Genomic DNA, 17120 nt, shown 5'->3' on the forward strand with positions numbered 1-17120 from the left:
GGGCCCAGCCTAGGGAGCGCTCAGACGTCCTCGTAGGCCTCGCCCGAGTGGTCGACCGAGGAGTCGTCGGGGATCTCGTCGTCCACGTCGTCCGGGTCGGGAGCGCCGGCGGGGCGGTCCCACCCTTCCGCCAGCCGTTGTGCACGGGCCGCCAGCGCCTCGATCTCCTCGACGTCGGCGTCGGCAGCGCCGGCGGCGTACCCGAGCAGGTACGTCGTGATCGGGGCGGCCGGCCTGGCGACGTTGTGCGCAGCCACCCGCGCGAGGTCGAGCAGCAGCGCCTCGTCGACCTCGGTGTCGAGGTCGAGCACGTCGCAGAGCTCGTCGATCCAGTCGTGCAGGTTCACGGACCCCAGGGTCCCCAAAGAGCCGGGCGCGCCGCAACCCCTTCGGGGCCGGCGTCACAGGTCGCGCAGGTCCGCCCACGTGTCGACGTCGCGGCCTTCGTCGCCCTCGGGCGCCACCAGCGCGAGGTCGAGGCCGGCGAGCAGGGCACGGAACGGCATCCCGTGCTGGCCCTCGAGGTCCGGGCGCACGGCGTCGAGGCGGCGCGCGTCGACCACGCCGGCCAGCTGGCGGCGCCCGTCCGCGTCGGTGAGGAAGGCGCCGTCGCGGCCAGCAGCCGCGTCCCGGAGCCGCCGGAAGGTCGCCGGCGTGACCCACGGCATGTCGACCGCCAGCACGCCCACGACCGAGGGGGGTCGCACGAGCGCGTCGTAGCCGGTCAGCAGGGCGGCGACCGGACCGCCGTACCGCGGCTCCTCCCGGGCGAAGGTGGCCGGCCGGGTCGTCGGCACCGGCTCGCCGACGACCACGACCTCGTCGGCGTCGACGAGCGCCTCGAGCGCGTGCTCGAGCAGGGTGCGGCCGTCGTGCTCGACGGCTGCCTTGTCGGCGCCGTCCATCCGCACCGCCCGTCCGCCCGCGAGCACGATCGCGGCGAAGGTCATGTGTGGCAGTCTCGCAGGGTGGCCAGCCTGCGCGTCGCCCTCGTCCAGCACGCCTCCGGACTCGAGCCGGACGCCAACCGCGCCCTGCTCGACGCGCTCGCGCCGTCGGGCGCCGACCTGGTGGTCTTCCCCGAGGCGTTCGCTCGGGACTTCGGCGAGGCCGGCAGCGACGTCAGCGGGTACGCCGAGCCTCCGGACGGGCCGTTCGCCCGTGAGGTCGAGCGGGTGGCCGGTGACCGGGGCGCGACGCTGCTGGCCGGGATGTTCGAGGCCGGCGACGACCCCGACCGGCCGTTCAACACCCTGGTCCTGCGGGGGGCGGCGCACGCGTCGTACCGCAAGATCCACCTCTACGACTCCTTCGGCTACCGGGAGTCCGACCGGCTCTCCGCCGGCGACCCGGTGCCGGTGGTCGTCGACCTCGGCGGCTTCGGCGTCGGGCTCATGACCTGCTACGACCTGCGCTTCCCCGAGCTGGCGCGCGGCCTCGTGGACGCCGGTGCCGAGGTGCTGGTCGTCCCGGCCGCCTGGGTGGCGGGGCCGCACAAGGTGGACCACTGGCGCACGCTCGTCCGCGCCCGCGCGATCGAGAACACCTGCTACGTCGTCGCCGTCGGCCAGCCCGGACCGCGCTACACCGGACACTCGATGGTCGTCGACCCGCTGGGCGAGGTCGTGGTCGAGGCCGGGGACGGTCCCGACGTGCTCACCGCTGGGCTGGAGCACACGCTCCTGGAGCGCGCACGCACCACCAACCCCTCGCTCGCGAATCGGCGACTGTAACCTTCCTCCCCGTGTCCAGGCATGCCCCTCGTCGCCGCGCCGAGCCGCGACGACGACGACGTGGCCGCGACACCGCACCGGTCCCGGCCTCGGCGCCCGCGCCCGCGCCCGCTCCGGCACCGGAGGTCGCGAGCCCCGCCGCGCCCGCCCTGAGCCGGCTCGAGCGGTTCGCCCGCTCCCGCTGGGCGTTCGTCCTCTGGCTGCTGGTGGTCGCCGTCGGCGCCGCGGGCCTGCTCGCCTGCACGTTCGAGGTCGGGCCCGGCTGGCTGTGCTGCGCCGGCGCGGTGACCGTCGCAACGGCGTACTCCTGGGCGCTCGCGATCCGCACCGGCGGGCGGCCGATCGTCGTCGGCCTGCTCGCCCTCGTGCTCGGCCTGGCGGCGGTGATCAGCGACGAGGACGCCCTGCGCACCGGCGCCGCCGTCCTCACCTGCGTGGTCGCCGCCGTGCTCGGCGTGATGGCCACGGTGCCCTCGGTGCGCTTCCTCGGCGCCGTTCGCGAGGTCGTGGTCGCCGTCGTGCTGGCCGCGATCGGCGCCCTCGCGACGGTCGGCTTCGAGCCGGTCGTCTCGGTCGTCCGCTTCGAGTACGTCACCCTCGCGCTGGCCTTCGTCGGCGTCTTCGCCCTGGTCTACCGGCTCGGGGCCGGCCTGCACGGGCTGGGCCGACGTGGCGTGCTGATCGTGCTCATCGGCTCGGTCCTGCTGGCCGTCACGCTGCTGTACGCCGAGCTCCTGCGCCGCTACGGCACGCCCGGCCTGGTCGGCAACCTCCTCGACGTCGTGGTCTGGTCGCGGTCGAACCTCGGCGCCTTCCCGCGGCCGATCGAGACGATCCTCGGTGTCCCCGCCCTGGCCTGGGGAGTGCACATGCGCGCCCGCCGTCGCCAGGGCTGGTGGGTCTGCGCCTTCGGCGTCGCCGCGACCACCCCGGTCGCCAACGCCCTCGTCAACCCCGCGGTCTCGCTCTCCGAGAGCGCTCTCGCGGTGACCTACGGCGCGGTCGTCGGTCTGCTCATCGGCCTCGTCGTGATCCGGCTCGACCTGGCCTTCACCGCGCCGCGGGGCAAGCGGGGCCGTCGAGCGGAGGAGGCCGGCGCGGTGCGGCCCGAGCCGTCGCGCACCCGTCCCTTGCTGTGATCGCGCTGTGACGGTGGGCCGACGGGGGAGTACCTCCCGGTAACGACTAGGTTCGCTGCATGCCCCGCGAACAGGTGACCGAGATCGTGGCCGAGATGGTGGCCAACGTGATGAGCGTGACCGTCGCCCCCGGCGATCGGGTCGCGCCGGGCGACACGGTCGTGCTGCTGGAGTCGATGAAGATGGAGATCCCCGTCCTGGTCGAGGTCACCGGCGCGGTGCGCGCGGTCAAGGTCGCTGCCGGCGACGTGGTCCAGGAGGGCGACGTGCTCGTGGAGCTCCTGGTCGACTGACGCCGTCGGTCGGCGGAGCACCTGGCCTGGCAGAGGGGGCGGGATTCGAACCCGCGGTGGGTCTCCCCACGACCGCTTTCAAGGCGGTTCCGATCGGCCACTCCGGCACCCCTCCGTGCGCCGGGCCGGGCCCGAGCACGGGTGCAGTCTAGGGGGCGCCTGACGGCGGCTACTCGGAGCCGCCGAGCTCGAGCTCGACCTGGTCGTAGGCGAGGTCGTTGAGCCGTTGCACGTGGTGGCAGAGGTCGACCAGCAGTCGGTGCAGCTCGGCGTGCACCAGGTCGGCGTCGGGCTGCTCGAGGACCTGGCCGCCGAGGTCGCCGACGCGCGCCAGCAGGTGGTTGCGCTCGCGCAGCATCGTGACCTCACGGGCGGCGGTCCACCCGTCCGCGCCGGACCCGGTCTCGGCGACCAGGAGGTCGCGGACGGCGGCGAGCTGCTGGCGTACCCGCCAGCGCCACTGGCCGGTAGTCGCTCCGGGCCGACGGAAAGCGTCGAGAGCCTGTCCGAGACCCTGCAGTGCGGCCGACGACCCCGTGGCGGTGACGGTCATGACTGCCTCCCGGGGGCCCGGAGCGGTGGGGGGGACTTCGAGTGTCACCCCGGCACGGCCTCCCGGACAACCCGCTGTCGACCACCAATCCGGTGTCTTGTTCAATCACTTCATGCCCGACTCCCCGCCCGAGCTGCCGGACGAGACCGCCTACCACCTCGCTCCGGCCATCGCTGCCCGCGTCGTCGGCGGCCTGCTCGTCGCGCTGGCGCTCCTGCTGGCGGTCGGGACCGTCGTGGTCGCGGTCGCCGACCTGCCGCTCGGCATCCTCGCCGCCGTGGTGCTGGTCGGGGTCGTCGCCGTGGTCGGCGTGCACCTGGCGTCCCGCCGCGTGCCGGTCGTCCGGTTCGACCGGGCCGGCTACCAGGTGCGCTGGGTCCGGGGCGCCGGCGTGCGCGCCGCTGCGTGGACGGAGGTGACCGAGGCGGTCACCGCCACCACCGAGCGGGTCCCGGTCGTCGTGCTGCGCCTCGAAGGCGGGCGCACGACGACCATCCCTGTGCAGGTCCTCGACGTCGACCGGGAGCGGTTCGTCCGCGACCTCCAGGCACACCTCCAGCGCGGCCAGGGGCTGCGGCCGCTCCGCTGAGCCGCCGCCCGGGGAGCGCATGCGAAGGCCTGATCGGCCCTGAGCGGCACTGAGCGGCCCTGATTGGCAGCGTGCGGTCCCGTGCCGGTAGCCTGTCCTGGCTGTCGGGAGGCGTCGCCTAGTCCGGTCTATGGCGCCCGCCTGCTAAGCGGGTTTGGGGCTACAACCCCATCGAGGGTTCAAATCCCTCCGCCTCCGCCAGCGCTCCGGCCCCGGTCGCCTCGCGACCGGGGCCGGAGCCGTTCGCGAGAGGGTGCACAACCATGCGGCGGGTCGCCTGCAGAAAGATGCAGAAATGTGCAATGCACGTTTTTGAGGCAGCAATCGGTTCGTACTACTGCCGAGTGTCGACCACACTGGGGACATCGGGCCATCCGTGGCGGCCCGACCGAGGTGTGGGAAGAGGGAATCATGAACATTGCGCGCAAGGTCGCCATCGCGCTCGTGACCGCGACTCTGAGTGTCGGACTGCTGGGGATCTCGGCCCCAGCTCACGCGGACATCAGCTGGACGGCATCTATCCGTCGCTGACCGCGTCGACTCGAGGCGGAGGCAACAGCGCGACCCCCAACGTGCTGTTGCCGGGCTCACCCCCCAGAGCCCGCGCCTCAACCGACTAAAGGCAGCAGTCCCCGGACTGCTGCCTTTAGTCGTTCTCGGGGTCCGTGCCGTCGACGCGGAGGCCGAGCCGGCCGAGCGAGTACCCGAGCTGGAAGCGCGTCTCGGCGTCGAACTCGTCCTTGAGGTCCGCCACGTAGCCGGCGTAGGTCCGCGGGCTGACGCCCAGCCGCTTGGCCGACACCGGGTCGGAGTGGCCCTCGATGAGCATCCGCATCGTCATCGCGCGCTGCTCGTCGGCGATGTCCTTGACGACGGAGGCGTCCTGGCTGGTGAACGGTCTGGCCCGCTCCCAGGACCGCATGAACACGTCCACGAGGTAGGCCACGATCGTGGGCTCGCGGATCGCCAGTGCGGTGGTCAGGTCGTCGGGGGACGGGATGATCGCGACCCGGCGGTCGACCACGATCATCCGGTTGAAGAACTCGTCCTGGGTGCGCACCTCGGCGCCGAGCGGGAGCAGTGCGGCGACGTAGTCCCGCGTGCCGGTGCTGCGCCGGGCGCTGTGCTGGTAGAGCGTCAGCACCTTGACGCCGCGCTCCAGCAGTGAGCGCTCGATCGCGACCCGGTCCTCCGCGACGGCTGGCTTGCGACCGCTCTGGGGCTGGGCGGTGAGCACCTCCTCCTCCGCGTCCGGGACGACGCCGGAGATGAAGTTGTTGATCGCCTCGAGGCCGTGCAGATAGCGGAACGGGCCCTGCTCCGACGCGTTCGGCGCCCGGCGCCAGACCTGGCTCACCGCTTGGAACGACTCGGCCCAGCGGGCCGACTCCTGCAGGAGCTCGGCGCCGCGCTGGCTCAGCGGGGCGACGACGCGGTTCTGGATCAGGCTGGGGTCCTCGCCGACCCAGGTGTCGTTCCCCGGGTCCAGGCGCACCAGGCCCATCTCGCGGAGCTGCTCGAACGCCGCATGGAGCTCACCACCGGGGACGATCCGCGGGTCACCGGCGACGACGCCTCCCGACGTGAGGATCTCCTCGTACAGAGGCGTGCTCGCAGACTCGAAGAGCGCGCGGCTCTCAGCGTCGTGCGTCCCCACTGTCCCTCCTGCCCGTTCCCCCACGTCCCGTGCGCCTTGATGATCCCACAGGCTGACAAACACCGAGGCCCCGTCCGGTGGACGGGGCCTCGGTGTGCGTTTGTCGACGCAGCGCGTCAGCCGCCGAGGCGGGCGCGCAGGCCGTCGAGCTCGGTCCAGAGCACGCCCGGCAGGTCGTCGCCGAACTTCTCGAACCACTCCTGGATCTGCGGCAGCTCGGCCCGCCACTCGTCGGCGTCGACCGCGAGCGCCGCCGCGAGGGCCTCGGGCGTCAGGTCGAGGCCCTCGGTGTCGAGCGACTCCGGCGTCGGGACGTGGCCGATCGGGGTCTCGACCGCGGCGGCCTGGCCGTCGATGCGCTCGACGACCCACTTCAGCACCCGGCTGTTCTCGCCGAAGCCAGGCCACAGGAAGCCGCCCTCGTCGTCGCGCCGGAACCAGTTGACGTAGAAGATCTTCGGCAGCTTCGCGGCGTCGTTGTCCTTGCCGACGTTGATCCAGTGACCGAAGTAGTCGCCGGCGTTGTAGCCGATGAAGGGCAGCATCGCCATCGGGTCGCGGCGCACGACGCCGACCGCGCCGACCGCGGCGGCGGTGGTCTCCGAGGAGAGCGTCGCGCCGAGGAACGTGCCGTGCGTCCAGTCACGGGCCTCGAACACCAGCGGCACGGTGGTCTTGCGACGGCCGCCGAAGAGGATCGCGTCGATCGGGACGCCGCGCGGGTCGTCGTACTCCGCCGCGAGGATGTCGCACTGCTTGATCGGGGTGCAGTAGCGGGAGTTCGGGTGGCTGGAGAGCTCCTCGGACTGCGGGCCCCAGGGCTCGCCCTTCCAGGAGGTCGCGCTGGCGGGCGGGTTCTCGAGGCCCTCCCACCAGATGTCGCCGTCGTCGGTGAGCGCGACGTTGGTGAAGACCGAGTTGCCCTTGTTGATCGTCTTCATCGCGTTGGGGTTGGTGTGCTCGTTGGTGCCGGGCGCGACGCCGAAGAAGCCGTACTCCGGGTTGACCGCCCACAGGCGGCCGTCCTCGCCGACCCGCATCCAGGCGATGTCGTCGCCGAGGGTCTCGACCTTCCAGCCGGGGATCGTCGGCTGGAGCATGGCCAGGTTGGTCTTGCCGCAGGCGCTCGGGAACGCGGCGGCGATGTACTTCACCGTGCCTGCGGGCGAGGTGAGCTTGAGGATCAGCATGTGCTCGGCGAGCCAGCCCTCGTCGCGGGCCATGACGCTCGCGATGCGCAGCGCATAGCACTTCTTGCCGAGCAGCGCGTTGCCGCCGTACCCGGACCCGTAGGACCAGATCGCGCGCTCCTCGGGGAACTGCACGATGTACTTGGTGTCGTTGCACGGCCACGCGACGTCGGCCTGGCCCGGCTCGAGCGGGTGGCCGACCGAGTGGATGCACGGCACGAACTCGGCGTCCAGCTCGGTCATCCGGTCGAGGACGGCGGTGCCCATCCGGGCCATGACGCGCATCGACGCGGTGACGTAGGCCGAGTCGGTGAGCTCGATGCCGAACATCGGCCGCTCCGCCTCGACGTGACCCATCACGAACGGGATGACGTACATGGTGCGACCGCGCATGCTGCCGGCGTACAGGCCGCGCATCTTCTTCTTCATCTCGTCCGGCGCCATCCAGTTGTTGGTGGGGCCGGCGTCGCGCTCGTTGACCGAGCAGATGTAGGTGCGGTCCTCCACGCGGGCGACGTCGATCGGGTCGGAGGCGGCGTAGAAGGAGTTCGGCTTGATCGCCGGGTTGAGCCGGGTGAAGGTGCCCGTGGCGACGAGGGCGTCGGTGAGTTCGGTCCACTCCTCGTCGGAGCCGGTGCACCAGTGGATCCGGTCCGGCTGGGTGAGAGCGGCGACCTCGGTGACGAAGTCGATGATGCCCTGGTGGGTCGTCGGGTAGGTGGTCTCGGGTGCCTGCATCTCGGCGGTCATGCGCTGTTCCCTCTCGCGATTCGCGGTCACGCCCCGTGGTGGCGAGGGCGGCGCCGGCCGTCGATCGCATCGACGGTGTGTCGTGGAGTCGTGGTGGTTCGCCTGGCGTCGTTGTCGGCGACTGGGTGCTGCATCCGAGGAACGTGGATGCGTCCGTCGCCCCCCGGGATGGGGCGACAGTACCGGGCAGTCTCGCGGCTCCACATTGGAACGATCAACCGCTCGTGGGGAGCGTCACATCCCTTATTTTGAGCGGGAAAAGCCTGTTCGAGCAGTACCCGCTTCGGCCTTTCGAATACCTAAGCAGACCGCCTCCGGAGGCCGGTCGGCAGGGCCCAGTCGCGAGCTGGCAGGGCGGTCGGCAGGGCCGGGCCGAACCCTCGATTTCGGCTACCCGATCCGGGTCGGCTATCCTCGACCAGTCGCTCGCGAGGGCGGCATGCGCCCGTAGCTCAACGGATAGAGCATCTGACTACGGATCAGAAGGTTTGGGGTTCGAATCCCTACGGGCGCGCAGCGAGGTCCACCGGCAGAGCCCGCACCGCCCGGTGCGGGCTCTCTGCATTTCCCAGGCCCCCGTGGCCCCCAAGGCGTGACCGCTGTCACTCTGGTGGCCGTTGTGGGTACGGCACCTGAGCCGGGAGGGTGTCCTACACCCGGGCGAGGGCGGACCCGATCGCGGAGGGAGAGCGCGTGCACCAGACCGACGAGGTCGTGCCGGTGTTCTTCCTGTCCGACTCGACCGGCATCAGTGCCGAGACGATGGGCAACGCGTTGCTGATCCAGTTCCCGCACTGCCGCTTCGACCGCACGCTCATCCCGTTCATCCACTCCGTGGAGGACGCCCGACGGGTGGTCGAGGTGCTGGACGCGGCGATGGCCGGGCCCGTGGCTCCGTTGGTGTTCTGCACCGCGGCCACCGACGAGGTGCGCCAGGAGCTGCTGCGCTCGAAGGCCCCGGTCATCGACCTCTTCGACCTGCACATGTCCCGGGTCGAGCAGGTCCTGGGTGTGCGCGGTGAGCGGCAGGCGGCCCGGCTGCACGGCGTCGGCGACATCAAGCGCTACAACGAGCGGATGGCCGCGGTCGAGTTCACCATCGAGCACGACGACGGCCAGAGCCTGCGCGCCCTGGAGAAGAGCGACGTGATCCTGCTGGCGCCGTCGCGGTGCGGCAAGACGCCGACGAGCATGTACCTCGCGCTGCAGCACGGGCTGCACGTCGCCAACTACCCGCTCGTCGACGAGGACCTCGAGCGGGACGCGGTGCCCGACCCCGTCCAGCCCTACCTGGACCGGTGCTTCGGCCTGACGACGACCGTCGAGCGGCTGACCCGGGTGCGCAACGAGCGGCGACCGGGGTCGCGCTACTCCTCACCGGAGCAGTGCCGGTGGGAGCTGCGCCGCGCCGCCGACATCTTCGCGACGCACCGGCTCCCGGTGATCGACACCTCGGCCAAGTCCGTCGAGGAGATCTCGACCCACATCCTCCAGACCCTCAGCGCCACGCGACGTTCCCGGAAGGAACCCACATGACCGCACGCAGCGCAGGCACCGTGAACGTCCGCTGGTTCGCCGACCTCGGCCTCGCCGACCTCGAGCAGGTCGGCGGCAAGAACGCCTCGCTGGGCGAGATGGTCTCCCACCTGGCGGGCCTCGGCGTACGGGTGCCGGACGGGTTCGCCACGACGGCCGACGCGTTCCATCGCTTCATCGGCGAGACCGGCCTGCGCGAGCGCATCGCCGCCCTGCTCGACGGGTTGGACACCGACGACGTACGCCGCCTCGCCGAGGTCGGCCGCGAGATCCGCACGGCGGTGGTCGAGCAGCCGTTCCCCGGCGACCTGGAGGCGGACATCCGGGCGGCGTACGAGCGGCTCGCGGCCGCGACCGAGGGCGAGCCGTCCTTCGCCGTGCGCTCCAGCGCCACCGCTGAGGACCTGCCGGACGCGTCGTTCGCGGGCCAGCAGGAGACCTTCCTCAACGTGCGGGGGATCGACGCGATCCTGACCGCCATCCGCGAGGTCTACGCCTCGCTCTACAACGACCGCGCGATCGCGTACCGGGTCCACCACGGCTTCGCGCACGCCGACGTCGCGCTGTCGGCGGGGGTGCAGCGCATGGTGCGCTCCGACGTGGGGGCCTCGGGCGTGATGTTCACGATGGACACCGAGTCCGGCTTCGAGGACGCCGTCTTCATCACCTCGGCCTACGGCCTCGGGGAGGGCGTCGTCCAGGGTGCCGTGAACCCGGACGAGTTCTACGTCTACAAGCCCGCGCTGCGGGCCGGCCGGCCGGCGATCCTCAAGCGGGGCGTGGGCGGCAAGGCGACCAAGATGGTCTACACCGACGACGTGGCGGTCGGGCGCACCACCGAGTTCGTCGAGGTCGACGCCGCCGAGAGCCGGCTGCTCAGCCTCACCGACGCGGAGGTCGAGGAGCTGGCCCGCCACGCGCTGACGATCGAGGAGCACTACGGCCGTCCGATGGACATCGAGTGGGGCCGCGACGGGCTCGACGGACGGCTCTACATCCTCCAGGCGCGCCCCGAGACCGTGCAGTCGCGGAGCACCGGCACCCTCGAGCGCTACACGATGCCGAAGGAGGCGCGGGCCGGCGCCGAGGTCGTGATCGAGGGCCGCGCGATCGGGCAGAAGATCGGCGCGGGCAGCGTCCGCGTCCTCAGGTCGCCGGAGGAGATGCACGAGTTCCAGGCCGGCGAGGTGCTCGTCGCCGACATGACCGACCCCGACTGGGAGCCGATCATGAAGCGCGCGGCCGCGATCGTCACCAACCGGGGCGGCCGCACCTGCCACGCCGCGATCATCGCCCGCGAGCTCGGCATCCCCGCCGTCGTCGGCACCGGCTCGGCGACCGCCGACCTCGCCGCCGGGCGAGAGGTGACCGTGTCGTGCGCCGAGGGCGACACCGGGCTGGTCTACGACGGCGTCCTCGACTTCGACGTCGAGCGGACCGACCTCACCGAGATGCCGGACGTCCCGGTCAAGATCATGATGAACGTCGGCACCCCGGAGCAGGCCTTCGCCTTCTCCCGGCTGCCGAACGCCGGGGTCGGGCTGGCCCGCCTCGAGTTCATCATCAACCGGCAGATCGGCATCCACCCCCAGGCGCTGCTCGACCTCGAGCGCGACCCGGACTCGCTCGACCCCGCCCTGCGGCGCGAGATCGAGGGGCTGACCGCGGCGTACTCCTCTCCCCGCCAGTTCTTCGTCCAGCGGGTGGCCGAGGGGATCGCGATGATCGCCGCGGCCTTCGCGCCCGAGCCGGTCATCGTGCGGATGAGCGACTTCAAGTCCAACGAGTACGCCCACCTCGTCGGCGGCACCACCTACGAGCCGGACGAGGAGAACCCGATGATCGGCTACCGCGGTGCGGCGCGGTACCTCTCGGAGGCGTTCGGCGACTGCTTCGCGATGGAGTGCGAGGCGCTGCGCCACGTCCGCGACCGCATGGGTCTGACCAACGTCAAGGTGATGATCCCCTTCGTGCGGACCCTCGCCGAGGCCGAGGGCGTCATCGCGCTGCTCGGCGAGCACGGCCTCGAGCGCGGCAGGAACGACCTCCAGGTCGTGATGATGTGCGAGGTGCCGTCCAACGCCGTGATCGCCGAGCGCTTCCTCGAGCACTTCGACGGATTCTCGATCGGGTCGAACGACATGACCCAGCTGACCCTCGGCCTCGACCGCGACTCCGGCCTCGTCGCCGCCGGCTTCGACGAGCGCGACCCCGCCGTCCTGCACATGCTCGACCTGGCGATCACCGCCTGCCGGAAGCAGGGCAAGTACATCGGCATCTGCGGCCAGGGCCCCTCGGACCACCCGGAGCTGGCCGAGTGGCTGCTCGAGCGCGGCATCGAGTCGATGTCCCTCAACCCCGACACCGTCGTCGACACGTGGCTCCGGCTGGCGAAGGTGGCCTCAGCGCGGGACTGAGGCGGCCGGTCGGCTGAACGCGATGCCCAGGCTGGCGACGGTCAGCCAGACGCCGCCGACGACCCCCGGGAAGCCCGGCAGGCCGGTCGCCAGCAGGAGGACCACCGGCGGGAGCAGGGCGAGGACGCTCCACGCCCCGACCCAGCGCGGCACGGCCCGAGACACCAGGCCGAGCCAGGCGACAGCGCCGGCGCCGACCATGATCGGGAGCCAGCCGACGTAGGACCCGAAGTCGTTGAGCATGTAGTAGACGAACAGCCCCTGGTCGTCGTACCCGCCGTGGTCGCTGCCGCCGGGCAGGTAGACCGCCATCGCGCCCTTGAAGCCGTAGCCGAGCGCGAGGGCGCCCGCGCCGGCGACCACGCCGTTGCCCACGACGCGGGCGGCGGCGCTGCGCGGCAGCGCGTCGTCGGACCACCGGCGCCACACGCCGGCGAAGACGAGGAGGGCGGCGACGGCGAGGTACCCGGCGACCACGCCGACGTGGTAGGTCGCCCGGCTCAGGTCGGCGATGTCGGCGGCGGTCACGAGCGAGCTGCCGTCGCGCTTGCCGTCAGGACGGACGTCGGTGCCGACGGTGCCGATCGCGCCGAGGACGCCGGCGGCGACGCCCCAGAGCGCCCAGGTGCGGCGGCGGGCGGGTGCGGAGGTGGTCATGAGAGTCCCTTCGGGTGTCACGGGCTATCCGATTTAGACCGTAACGTACTACGATCCCCGCATGGCACGTGCAGGACTTCCCGAGAACGGCGAGGTCGCCCCCGATCCGCGGCCGGCCCCGCCGGACCTCGAGGTGCTGCGCCGGTTCGTGAACTCGGACAACCGCTTCTACGGCGTCGACCACCTCCGCGGCGAGGACCGCGGCCGCTGGTTCCCGGAGGTGGTCGGACTGCCCGTCGACGACATCGACGACGCCGGCTGGCGTCGGCTCGCGGTCCTGCGCGACCGGGTGCGCGCCGTCGTCGCGGATGAGGACGACGCCATGGCGGCGCTCGCGGAGACGGCGCAGCGCTACCCGCTCGTGCTCGGACCGTCTGGCCTCGCCTCGGCGCGCGACGACCAGGAGTCGGCGATGGCGACGACCGTGCTCGTCGCGCTTCACGCGGCGATCCAGGACGGCCGCCTGGCGCGGCTGCGGCTCTGCCAGCGACCCGACTGCCAGTGGTGCTACTACGACACCTCCAAGAACGGCTCCGCCCGGTGGTGCAGCAGCGATCCGTGCGGCGACGTCATGAAGGCGCGGGCCTACCGCAGCCGTCAGCGCGCCGCCGGCTAAGGCCGGCCGTCAGCGGCGGGTGATGCGCACCTTCGCGGTGCCGGTGCTGGCGGTGAAGCCGCCGTCGCCGGGGTAGGAGATGCGTGCGGTGGTGCGGCCGGGGCGCACGCGGGGGAACTTCACGGTCGCCCAGCCGCGCACGAGCGGCACGGTCATGGTCTGCTTCTTGACGGTGACGGTGACCGAGCCGGTCGGGCGCTTGTAGCCGCCGACGGTGGAGACCCGCACCCGGAGCACGACGCTGCGGGCCCGCGGCTTCGTGACCGCGCGCACGGTGGTCGTCGCGACCACCACCGCCGGGGCGGCCAGGCTCTCGGTGAGCGCCGTGTAGCCGTCGTGGCCGGTCGTGACCTGCACCGACAGGGCGGCGCCGATGTCCTTGCCGACCGCCGTGTACGTCGCCGCCGTGGCGCCGGCGATCGGCATCCCGTTGCGCAGCCACGCGTAGGTCGACGTCGCGTCCGGCGGGTTGTAGCTGCCGGGCGTCACGGCCAGCGGTTGACCGGCCGCCGGCGTGCCGGTGAGCACCGGCGCGACGACGGTCGCGACGGTCGGCGGCGCGATCGGGACCCCGGCCATCAGCTGCTGGACCTGGGACCGGAGCGCCGGCAGCCGCGCGTAGAGAAGGCCGCCCGGGCAGGCGGTGTCGTTGGTGTCCCGGTGCCCGTCGATGACCGGCAGCGACGCGATCTTGCGGGCGCGGTACTTGTCGCTGCCCTCGCTGACCACGGCGACGGTGCCCATCGGGTCGCGGCCGAACGCCGCGAGCTTCCAGGCCGCGACCTGCGAGACCGCGGTGAGGATCGGCGCTCCGGGCGCGACCGCGTCGTAGTTGCCGATCACCGAGATGCCGGTCGAGGTCGCGTTGAAGCCGAGCGTGTGCGCACCCCGGACGAGCTGGTCGACACCGCCGGCGCGCCCCTCCCAGATCCGCCCGAACCGGTCGACGAGGAAGTTGTAGCCGATGTCGGACCAGCCGAGGCTCTTGGTGTGGTAGCGGTAGAAGCCGCGCAGCAGTGCCGGGACGTCGGCCTCGGCGTAGTCGTTGCCGCTGGCGGTGTGGTGCACGTGCACCTGCTCGAGCGTCGTGTTGTAGCGAGGGGCGCCGTCGCGCCAGGCCTCGTTGGCGCCCCACTGGGCACGGCTGAGGATCGCCGGCGCGGCCACCGTGCGCCGCTTCCGCCCGGCGCCGTGCTGCTGGCTGCGCGTGCGGTCGGGCCGGACGTCGGTGTCGCCCCGGAGCCGGCCGGGGTGCATGAGCACCAGGGCGAGGTCGGCGGGGCGGGCTCCCGCGACGTCGATGTGGATGCCGTCGGCACCGCCGATCCAGGCGAGGTGGGTGCCGCGCCGGCCGGACGCCTCGGTCGTGCCGTGGTCGGGGACGTCCTCCAGCACCGGGAGCCGGCGCCACGGCGTCCACCGGCCGGCCACGCGGGAGCGGATCCGGACGCGCGGCGTACCCGCTCCGCTCCAGGTGAAGCCGACCATCGAGTGCCGGGAGGTGGCCAGCTCGGTGGATCGCCACGTGTGCGCGGACTGCTGCGGCAGCAGGGCGTCGCCCAGCAGCACGGTCAGCGACTTCACGCCCGACGGGTCGCCGGAGTCGGCCGAGAGCTCGAGGCGCGAGGACCCTCCGGACGCGCCGGAGTCGCCCAGCGATCCCGCGATCTTCGTCGCGACGGTCGTCACCCCGAGCGCAGCCGCCCCCGCCAGACCGATCACCACCGGCCTGCGGTGCGTCTGCTTGCCGTCCGCCTTCCCGTCCACCCGGCGAGTATCCGTCACAACCGTCCCATCCGTCACATGGCGCGCGGAGGTGACCAAGGACTCTGAGGTCGGCGCCCCATCCTGGGTACCGTGCCCCGCATGGTCGACGTGGAGAGCGCGCTGGACGAGGCCGGACTGAAGAACCCGCGGGTGCGGGAGTACGTCGCCCACTGGGCGGCGATCACCCAGCCCGACCGGATCGAGGTCGTCAGCGCCGAGGACGACGCCCGCCTCGTGCAGGAGGCGCTCGACGCGGGGGAGCTCCAGCCCGCCGGGCCGGGCCGCTACTACTCCCGCAGCTACCACCTGGACACCGCGCGGTCCGAGGAGCGCACCGTCGTCGCCACCGGCAAGCCCGAGGACCGTGGCGTCTACAACAACTGGAAGCCGGCCGACGAGATGACCGACCTGCTCGTCGAGCGGATGCGCGGTGCCTCGGCCGGCAAGACGATGTACGTCATCCCCTACCTCATGGCGCCGCCCGGCTCGCCTCTCGAGCCGTACGCCGCGGGCGTGGAGCTCACCGACCACCGCCCGGTCGTGCTGCACATGATCCGGATGGCGCGGGTCGGCGTGCGGCACGTGGACGCCCTCGACGACCCGGACAGCTTCGTGCGCGCCGTGCACGTCACCGGCGACCTGCCCAACCTCGGCCAGGGCACGCCCGACGACCAGCGCTACTTCGCGACGGTGGCCGACCAGCGCACGATCCTGCACTTCGGCTCGTCGTACGGCGGCAACGCGCTGCTCGGCAAGATCGCCCACGGCCTGCGGCAGGCCTGCTACGACGGCCGCGCGTCGGGCGCCTTCCTCGCCGAGCAGTTCATGCTGCTCGGCATCACCGACCACGAGACCGGCAAGCGCTGGCACGTGTGCGGCGGCTTCCCGAGCGCGTCGGGCAAGACCAACCTCGCGATGACGCTGGCCCCGGAGGCGCTCGGCGACCGCTACCGCGTCGACTTCTACGGCGACGACATCGCCTGGTTGTGGGTGGGTGACGACGGGCGGGTCTACGGCATGAACCCCGAGTTCGGCGTGTTCGGCGTCGCCAAGGACACCAACGAGAGGACGAACCCGACCGCGGTCGACGCGATCGGCGAGGGGACCGGCGTCATCTTCACCAACGTCGCCTACAACGACCAGACCCAGGAGGTCTGGTGGGAGGGCATGACGAAGGAGCCCCCGGCCGACGTCACCGGGTGGCGGGACTGGAAGGGCGAGCTGATCTCCGAGCGCGAGCCGGGCGACGCATCACCCTGGGCGCACCCCAACAGCCGGTTCACCACCACGCTCGCCAACGTGCCCAACGTCGCCGACGACTTCGAGGACCCCGCCGGCGTCCCGATCGACGCGATCATCTTCGGCGGCCGCACCAGCGACCGCGAGCCGCTGGTCCGCGCGATCACGGACCTGGCCGAGGGCGTCTACGACGGCCTGACGCTCGGCGCCGAGGCGACCTTCGCCGCCGAGGGTGTGGACGGGCAGCTGCGCTACGACCCGATGTCGATGCGGCCCTTCCTCGCGTACGGCGAGGGCGACTACGCCGCGCACTGGCTGAAGATCATCGGCGCGGCGACCGACCCGCCGATCTTCGCGCACGTCAACTGGTTCCAACGCGGCGAGGACGGCCACTTCCGGTGGCCGGGCTACCGCGACAACCTGCGCGCGCTGCTGTGGCTGTGCCGCTTCAAGGACGGCGACGTCACCGGTCGCCGTACGCCGGTCGGCGTGCTCCCCACCGTCGAGGAGCTCGAGCTGGACGGCGTGGAGATCACGCCCGAGGACCTCGAGGCGATCCTCACCGTCGACGTCGAGCGCTGGCGGCAGGAGATGGGCTTCCGGGAGGAGCACCTGCGGCAGTTCGACCGGCTGCCCGAGGAGATCTGGGCGGCGCACCGCCGGGTGGCTGGCGCGCTCGACGCCGAGGCGTGACGCCGAGGCCTGTCGCGGAGGCCTGACGGGGTGCCGGTGCCTGTTTCATCAAGGGATGAGGGCGAAGCTGCGGGTCGGCTCGCCTTCATCCCTTGGTGGAACCGCGCTTCCCGCGCCGAGCTCGACGAGGGGAGCGCGGTTCCACCTTCATCCCTTGATGAAACGCCGCCGGCCGCCGGCCGGGGCCGCCGCGCTCGACGAGGCCTGACGCGGTCTGGGCGGCGACGGAATCACCGGTGCACCGGTGAATCCGTCACTTCTCAGCCGTTGCAACCCCTGAGAAGTGACAGG

15 protein-coding genes and 3 tRNA genes are annotated in these 17120 nt (G+C 72.1%); 10 read left to right on the top strand and 8 right to left on the bottom strand.

The window, feature by feature from the left end; genetic code table 11:
• Positions 1-20: 20 nt before the first annotated feature.
• Together HZF07_RS15770 and HZF07_RS15775 are read right to left on the bottom strand one after the other, a co-directional pair.
• Positions 21-347 carry a DUF6457 domain-containing protein gene (locus HZF07_RS15770; protein WP_181645262.1) on the bottom strand — a complete coding sequence of 109 codons (327 nt, stop codon included), beginning with the start codon at positions 345-347 and terminating at the stop codon, positions 21-23.
• A gap of 54 nt (positions 348-401) precedes the next feature.
• Positions 402-950, bottom strand: coding sequence for an NTP transferase domain-containing protein (locus tag HZF07_RS15775; RefSeq protein ID WP_157342872.1), 549 nt, complete (start codon positions 948-950; stop codon positions 402-404).
• Positions 951-968: 18 nt separating this feature from the next.
• Between HZF07_RS15775 and HZF07_RS15780 the strand changes: the two genes are divergently transcribed.
• The 3 genes from HZF07_RS15780 to HZF07_RS15790 are packed head-to-tail and all read left to right on the top strand — an operon-like array spanning position 969 to position 3165.
• Entirely contained in the window at positions 969-1733 is a 765-nt protein-coding gene (locus tag HZF07_RS15780) for a carbon-nitrogen hydrolase family protein (RefSeq protein ID WP_309504785.1), read from the top strand.
• 11 nt (positions 1734-1744) lie between these two features.
• Positions 1745-2872, top strand: a complete 1128-nt coding sequence (locus HZF07_RS15785) for a hypothetical protein (RefSeq protein ID WP_181645263.1) — start codon at positions 1745-1747, stop codon at positions 2870-2872.
• Between the two features lie 59 nt (positions 2873-2931).
• Positions 2932-3165, top strand: coding sequence for a biotin/lipoyl-binding carrier protein (locus tag HZF07_RS15790; RefSeq protein ID WP_157342873.1), 234 nt, complete (start codon positions 2932-2934; stop codon positions 3163-3165).
• Between the two features lie 27 nt (positions 3166-3192).
• Here the strand turns inward: HZF07_RS15790 and HZF07_RS15795 are convergent.
• Both HZF07_RS15795 and HZF07_RS15800 read right to left on the bottom strand, forming a co-directional pair.
• Positions 3193-3280, bottom strand: a tRNA-Ser gene (locus tag HZF07_RS15795).
• A 54-nt stretch (positions 3281-3334) separates the two neighbouring features.
• On the bottom strand, positions 3335-3718 hold the full coding sequence (locus HZF07_RS15800; RefSeq protein WP_157342874.1) for a hypothetical protein: 384 nt from the start codon (positions 3716-3718) through the stop codon (positions 3335-3337).
• Between the two features lie 112 nt (positions 3719-3830).
• On the opposite strand from HZF07_RS15800, the gene HZF07_RS15805 reads away from it, so the two are divergent.
• Together HZF07_RS15805 and HZF07_RS15810 are read left to right on the top strand one after the other, a co-directional pair.
• The gene (locus HZF07_RS15805) at positions 3831-4307 is read left to right on the top strand and encodes a hypothetical protein (RefSeq protein ID WP_157342875.1); all 477 of its coding nucleotides are present in this window, start codon (positions 3831-3833) and stop codon (positions 4305-4307) included.
• Between the two features lie 107 nt (positions 4308-4414).
• A tRNA-Ser gene (locus HZF07_RS15810) sits at positions 4415-4508 on the top strand.
• 445 nt (positions 4509-4953) lie between these two features.
• Here the strand turns inward: HZF07_RS15810 and HZF07_RS15815 are convergent.
• Both HZF07_RS15815 and HZF07_RS15820 read right to left on the bottom strand, forming a co-directional pair.
• Entirely contained in the window at positions 4954-5964 is a 1011-nt protein-coding gene (locus tag HZF07_RS15815) for a phospholipase D-like domain-containing protein (RefSeq protein ID WP_157342876.1), read from the bottom strand.
• A 116-nt stretch (positions 5965-6080) separates the two neighbouring features.
• The gene (locus HZF07_RS15820; RefSeq protein ID WP_157342877.1) at positions 6081-7904 is read right to left on the bottom strand and encodes a phosphoenolpyruvate carboxykinase (GTP); all 1824 of its coding nucleotides are present in this window, start codon (positions 7902-7904) and stop codon (positions 6081-6083) included.
• 441 nt (positions 7905-8345) lie between these two features.
• On the opposite strand from HZF07_RS15820, the gene HZF07_RS15825 reads away from it, so the two are divergent.
• The 3 genes from HZF07_RS15825 (at position 8346) to ppsA (ending at position 11857) form a co-directional block, all read left to right on the top strand.
• Positions 8346-8418, top strand: a tRNA-Arg gene (locus HZF07_RS15825).
• A 179-nt stretch (positions 8419-8597) separates the two neighbouring features.
• Positions 8598-9440: a pyruvate, water dikinase regulatory protein gene (locus tag HZF07_RS15830; RefSeq protein WP_309504786.1), complete on the top strand. Its 843-nt coding sequence runs from the start codon at positions 8598-8600 to the stop codon at positions 9438-9440.
• Positions 9437-11857: a phosphoenolpyruvate synthase gene (ppsA, locus tag HZF07_RS15835; RefSeq protein ID WP_157342879.1), complete on the top strand. Its 2421-nt coding sequence runs from the start codon at positions 9437-9439 to the stop codon at positions 11855-11857. Before HZF07_RS15830 ends, ppsA begins: the two co-directional genes overlap by 4 nt.
• Here ppsA and HZF07_RS15840 read toward each other — a convergent pair.
• Positions 11843-12514, bottom strand: a complete 672-nt coding sequence (locus HZF07_RS15840; protein WP_157342881.1) for a hypothetical protein — start codon at positions 12512-12514, stop codon at positions 11843-11845. The genes ppsA and HZF07_RS15840 overlap by 15 nt on opposite strands.
• A gap of 61 nt (positions 12515-12575) precedes the next feature.
• Here HZF07_RS15840 and HZF07_RS15845 point away from each other — a divergent pair, with 61 nt between their 5' ends.
• Positions 12576-13130, top strand: a complete 555-nt coding sequence (locus HZF07_RS15845) for a CGNR zinc finger domain-containing protein (RefSeq protein WP_157342883.1) — start codon at positions 12576-12578, stop codon at positions 13128-13130.
• 9 nt (positions 13131-13139) lie between these two features.
• On the opposite strand, the gene HZF07_RS15850 is transcribed toward HZF07_RS15845, so the two are convergent.
• Positions 13140-14897, bottom strand: coding sequence for an N-acetylmuramoyl-L-alanine amidase (locus HZF07_RS15850; RefSeq protein ID WP_157342885.1), 1758 nt, complete (start codon positions 14895-14897; stop codon positions 13140-13142).
• A 99-nt stretch (positions 14898-14996) separates the two neighbouring features.
• Between HZF07_RS15850 and HZF07_RS15855 the strand changes: the two genes are divergently transcribed.
• Complete coding sequence (locus tag HZF07_RS15855) at positions 14997-16829, top strand: phosphoenolpyruvate carboxykinase (GTP) (RefSeq protein ID WP_157342887.1); 1833 nt, start codon at positions 14997-14999, stop codon at positions 16827-16829.
• Positions 16830-17120: the final 291 nt, after the last annotated feature.

It is taken from the genome of Nocardioides agri (genome assembly GCF_013778305.1).
GTDB lineage: Bacteria > Actinomycetota > Actinomycetes > Propionibacteriales > Nocardioidaceae > Nocardioides > Nocardioides agri.

Bases quoted from the DNA above. Each gene is read 5' to 3' on its own strand.
- HZF07_RS15845 (WP_157342883.1), top strand. From the start codon at position 12,576: ATGGCACGTGCAGGACTTCCCGAGAACGGCGAGGTCGCCCCCGATCCG.
- HZF07_RS15820 (WP_157342877.1), bottom strand. From the start codon at position 7,904: ATGACCGCCGAGATGCAGGCACCCGAGACCACCTACCCGACGACCCAC.
- HZF07_RS15855 (WP_157342887.1), top strand. From the start codon at position 14,997: ATGGTCGACGTGGAGAGCGCGCTGGACGAGGCCGGACTGAAGAACCCG.
- ppsA (WP_157342879.1), top strand. From the start codon at position 9,437: ATGACCGCACGCAGCGCAGGCACCGTGAACGTCCGCTGGTTCGCCGAC.
- HZF07_RS15790 (WP_157342873.1), top strand. From the start codon at position 2,932: ATGCCCCGCGAACAGGTGACCGAGATCGTGGCCGAGATGGTGGCCAAC.
- HZF07_RS15775 (WP_157342872.1), bottom strand. From the start codon at position 950: ATGACCTTCGCCGCGATCGTGCTCGCGGGCGGACGGGCGGTGCGGATG.
- HZF07_RS15800 (WP_157342874.1), bottom strand. From the start codon at position 3,718: ATGACCGTCACCGCCACGGGGTCGTCGGCCGCACTGCAGGGTCTCGGA.
- HZF07_RS15805 (WP_157342875.1), top strand. From the start codon at position 3,831: ATGCCCGACTCCCCGCCCGAGCTGCCGGACGAGACCGCCTACCACCTC.
- HZF07_RS15840 (WP_157342881.1), bottom strand. From the start codon at position 12,514: ATGACCACCTCCGCACCCGCCCGCCGCCGCACCTGGGCGCTCTGGGGC.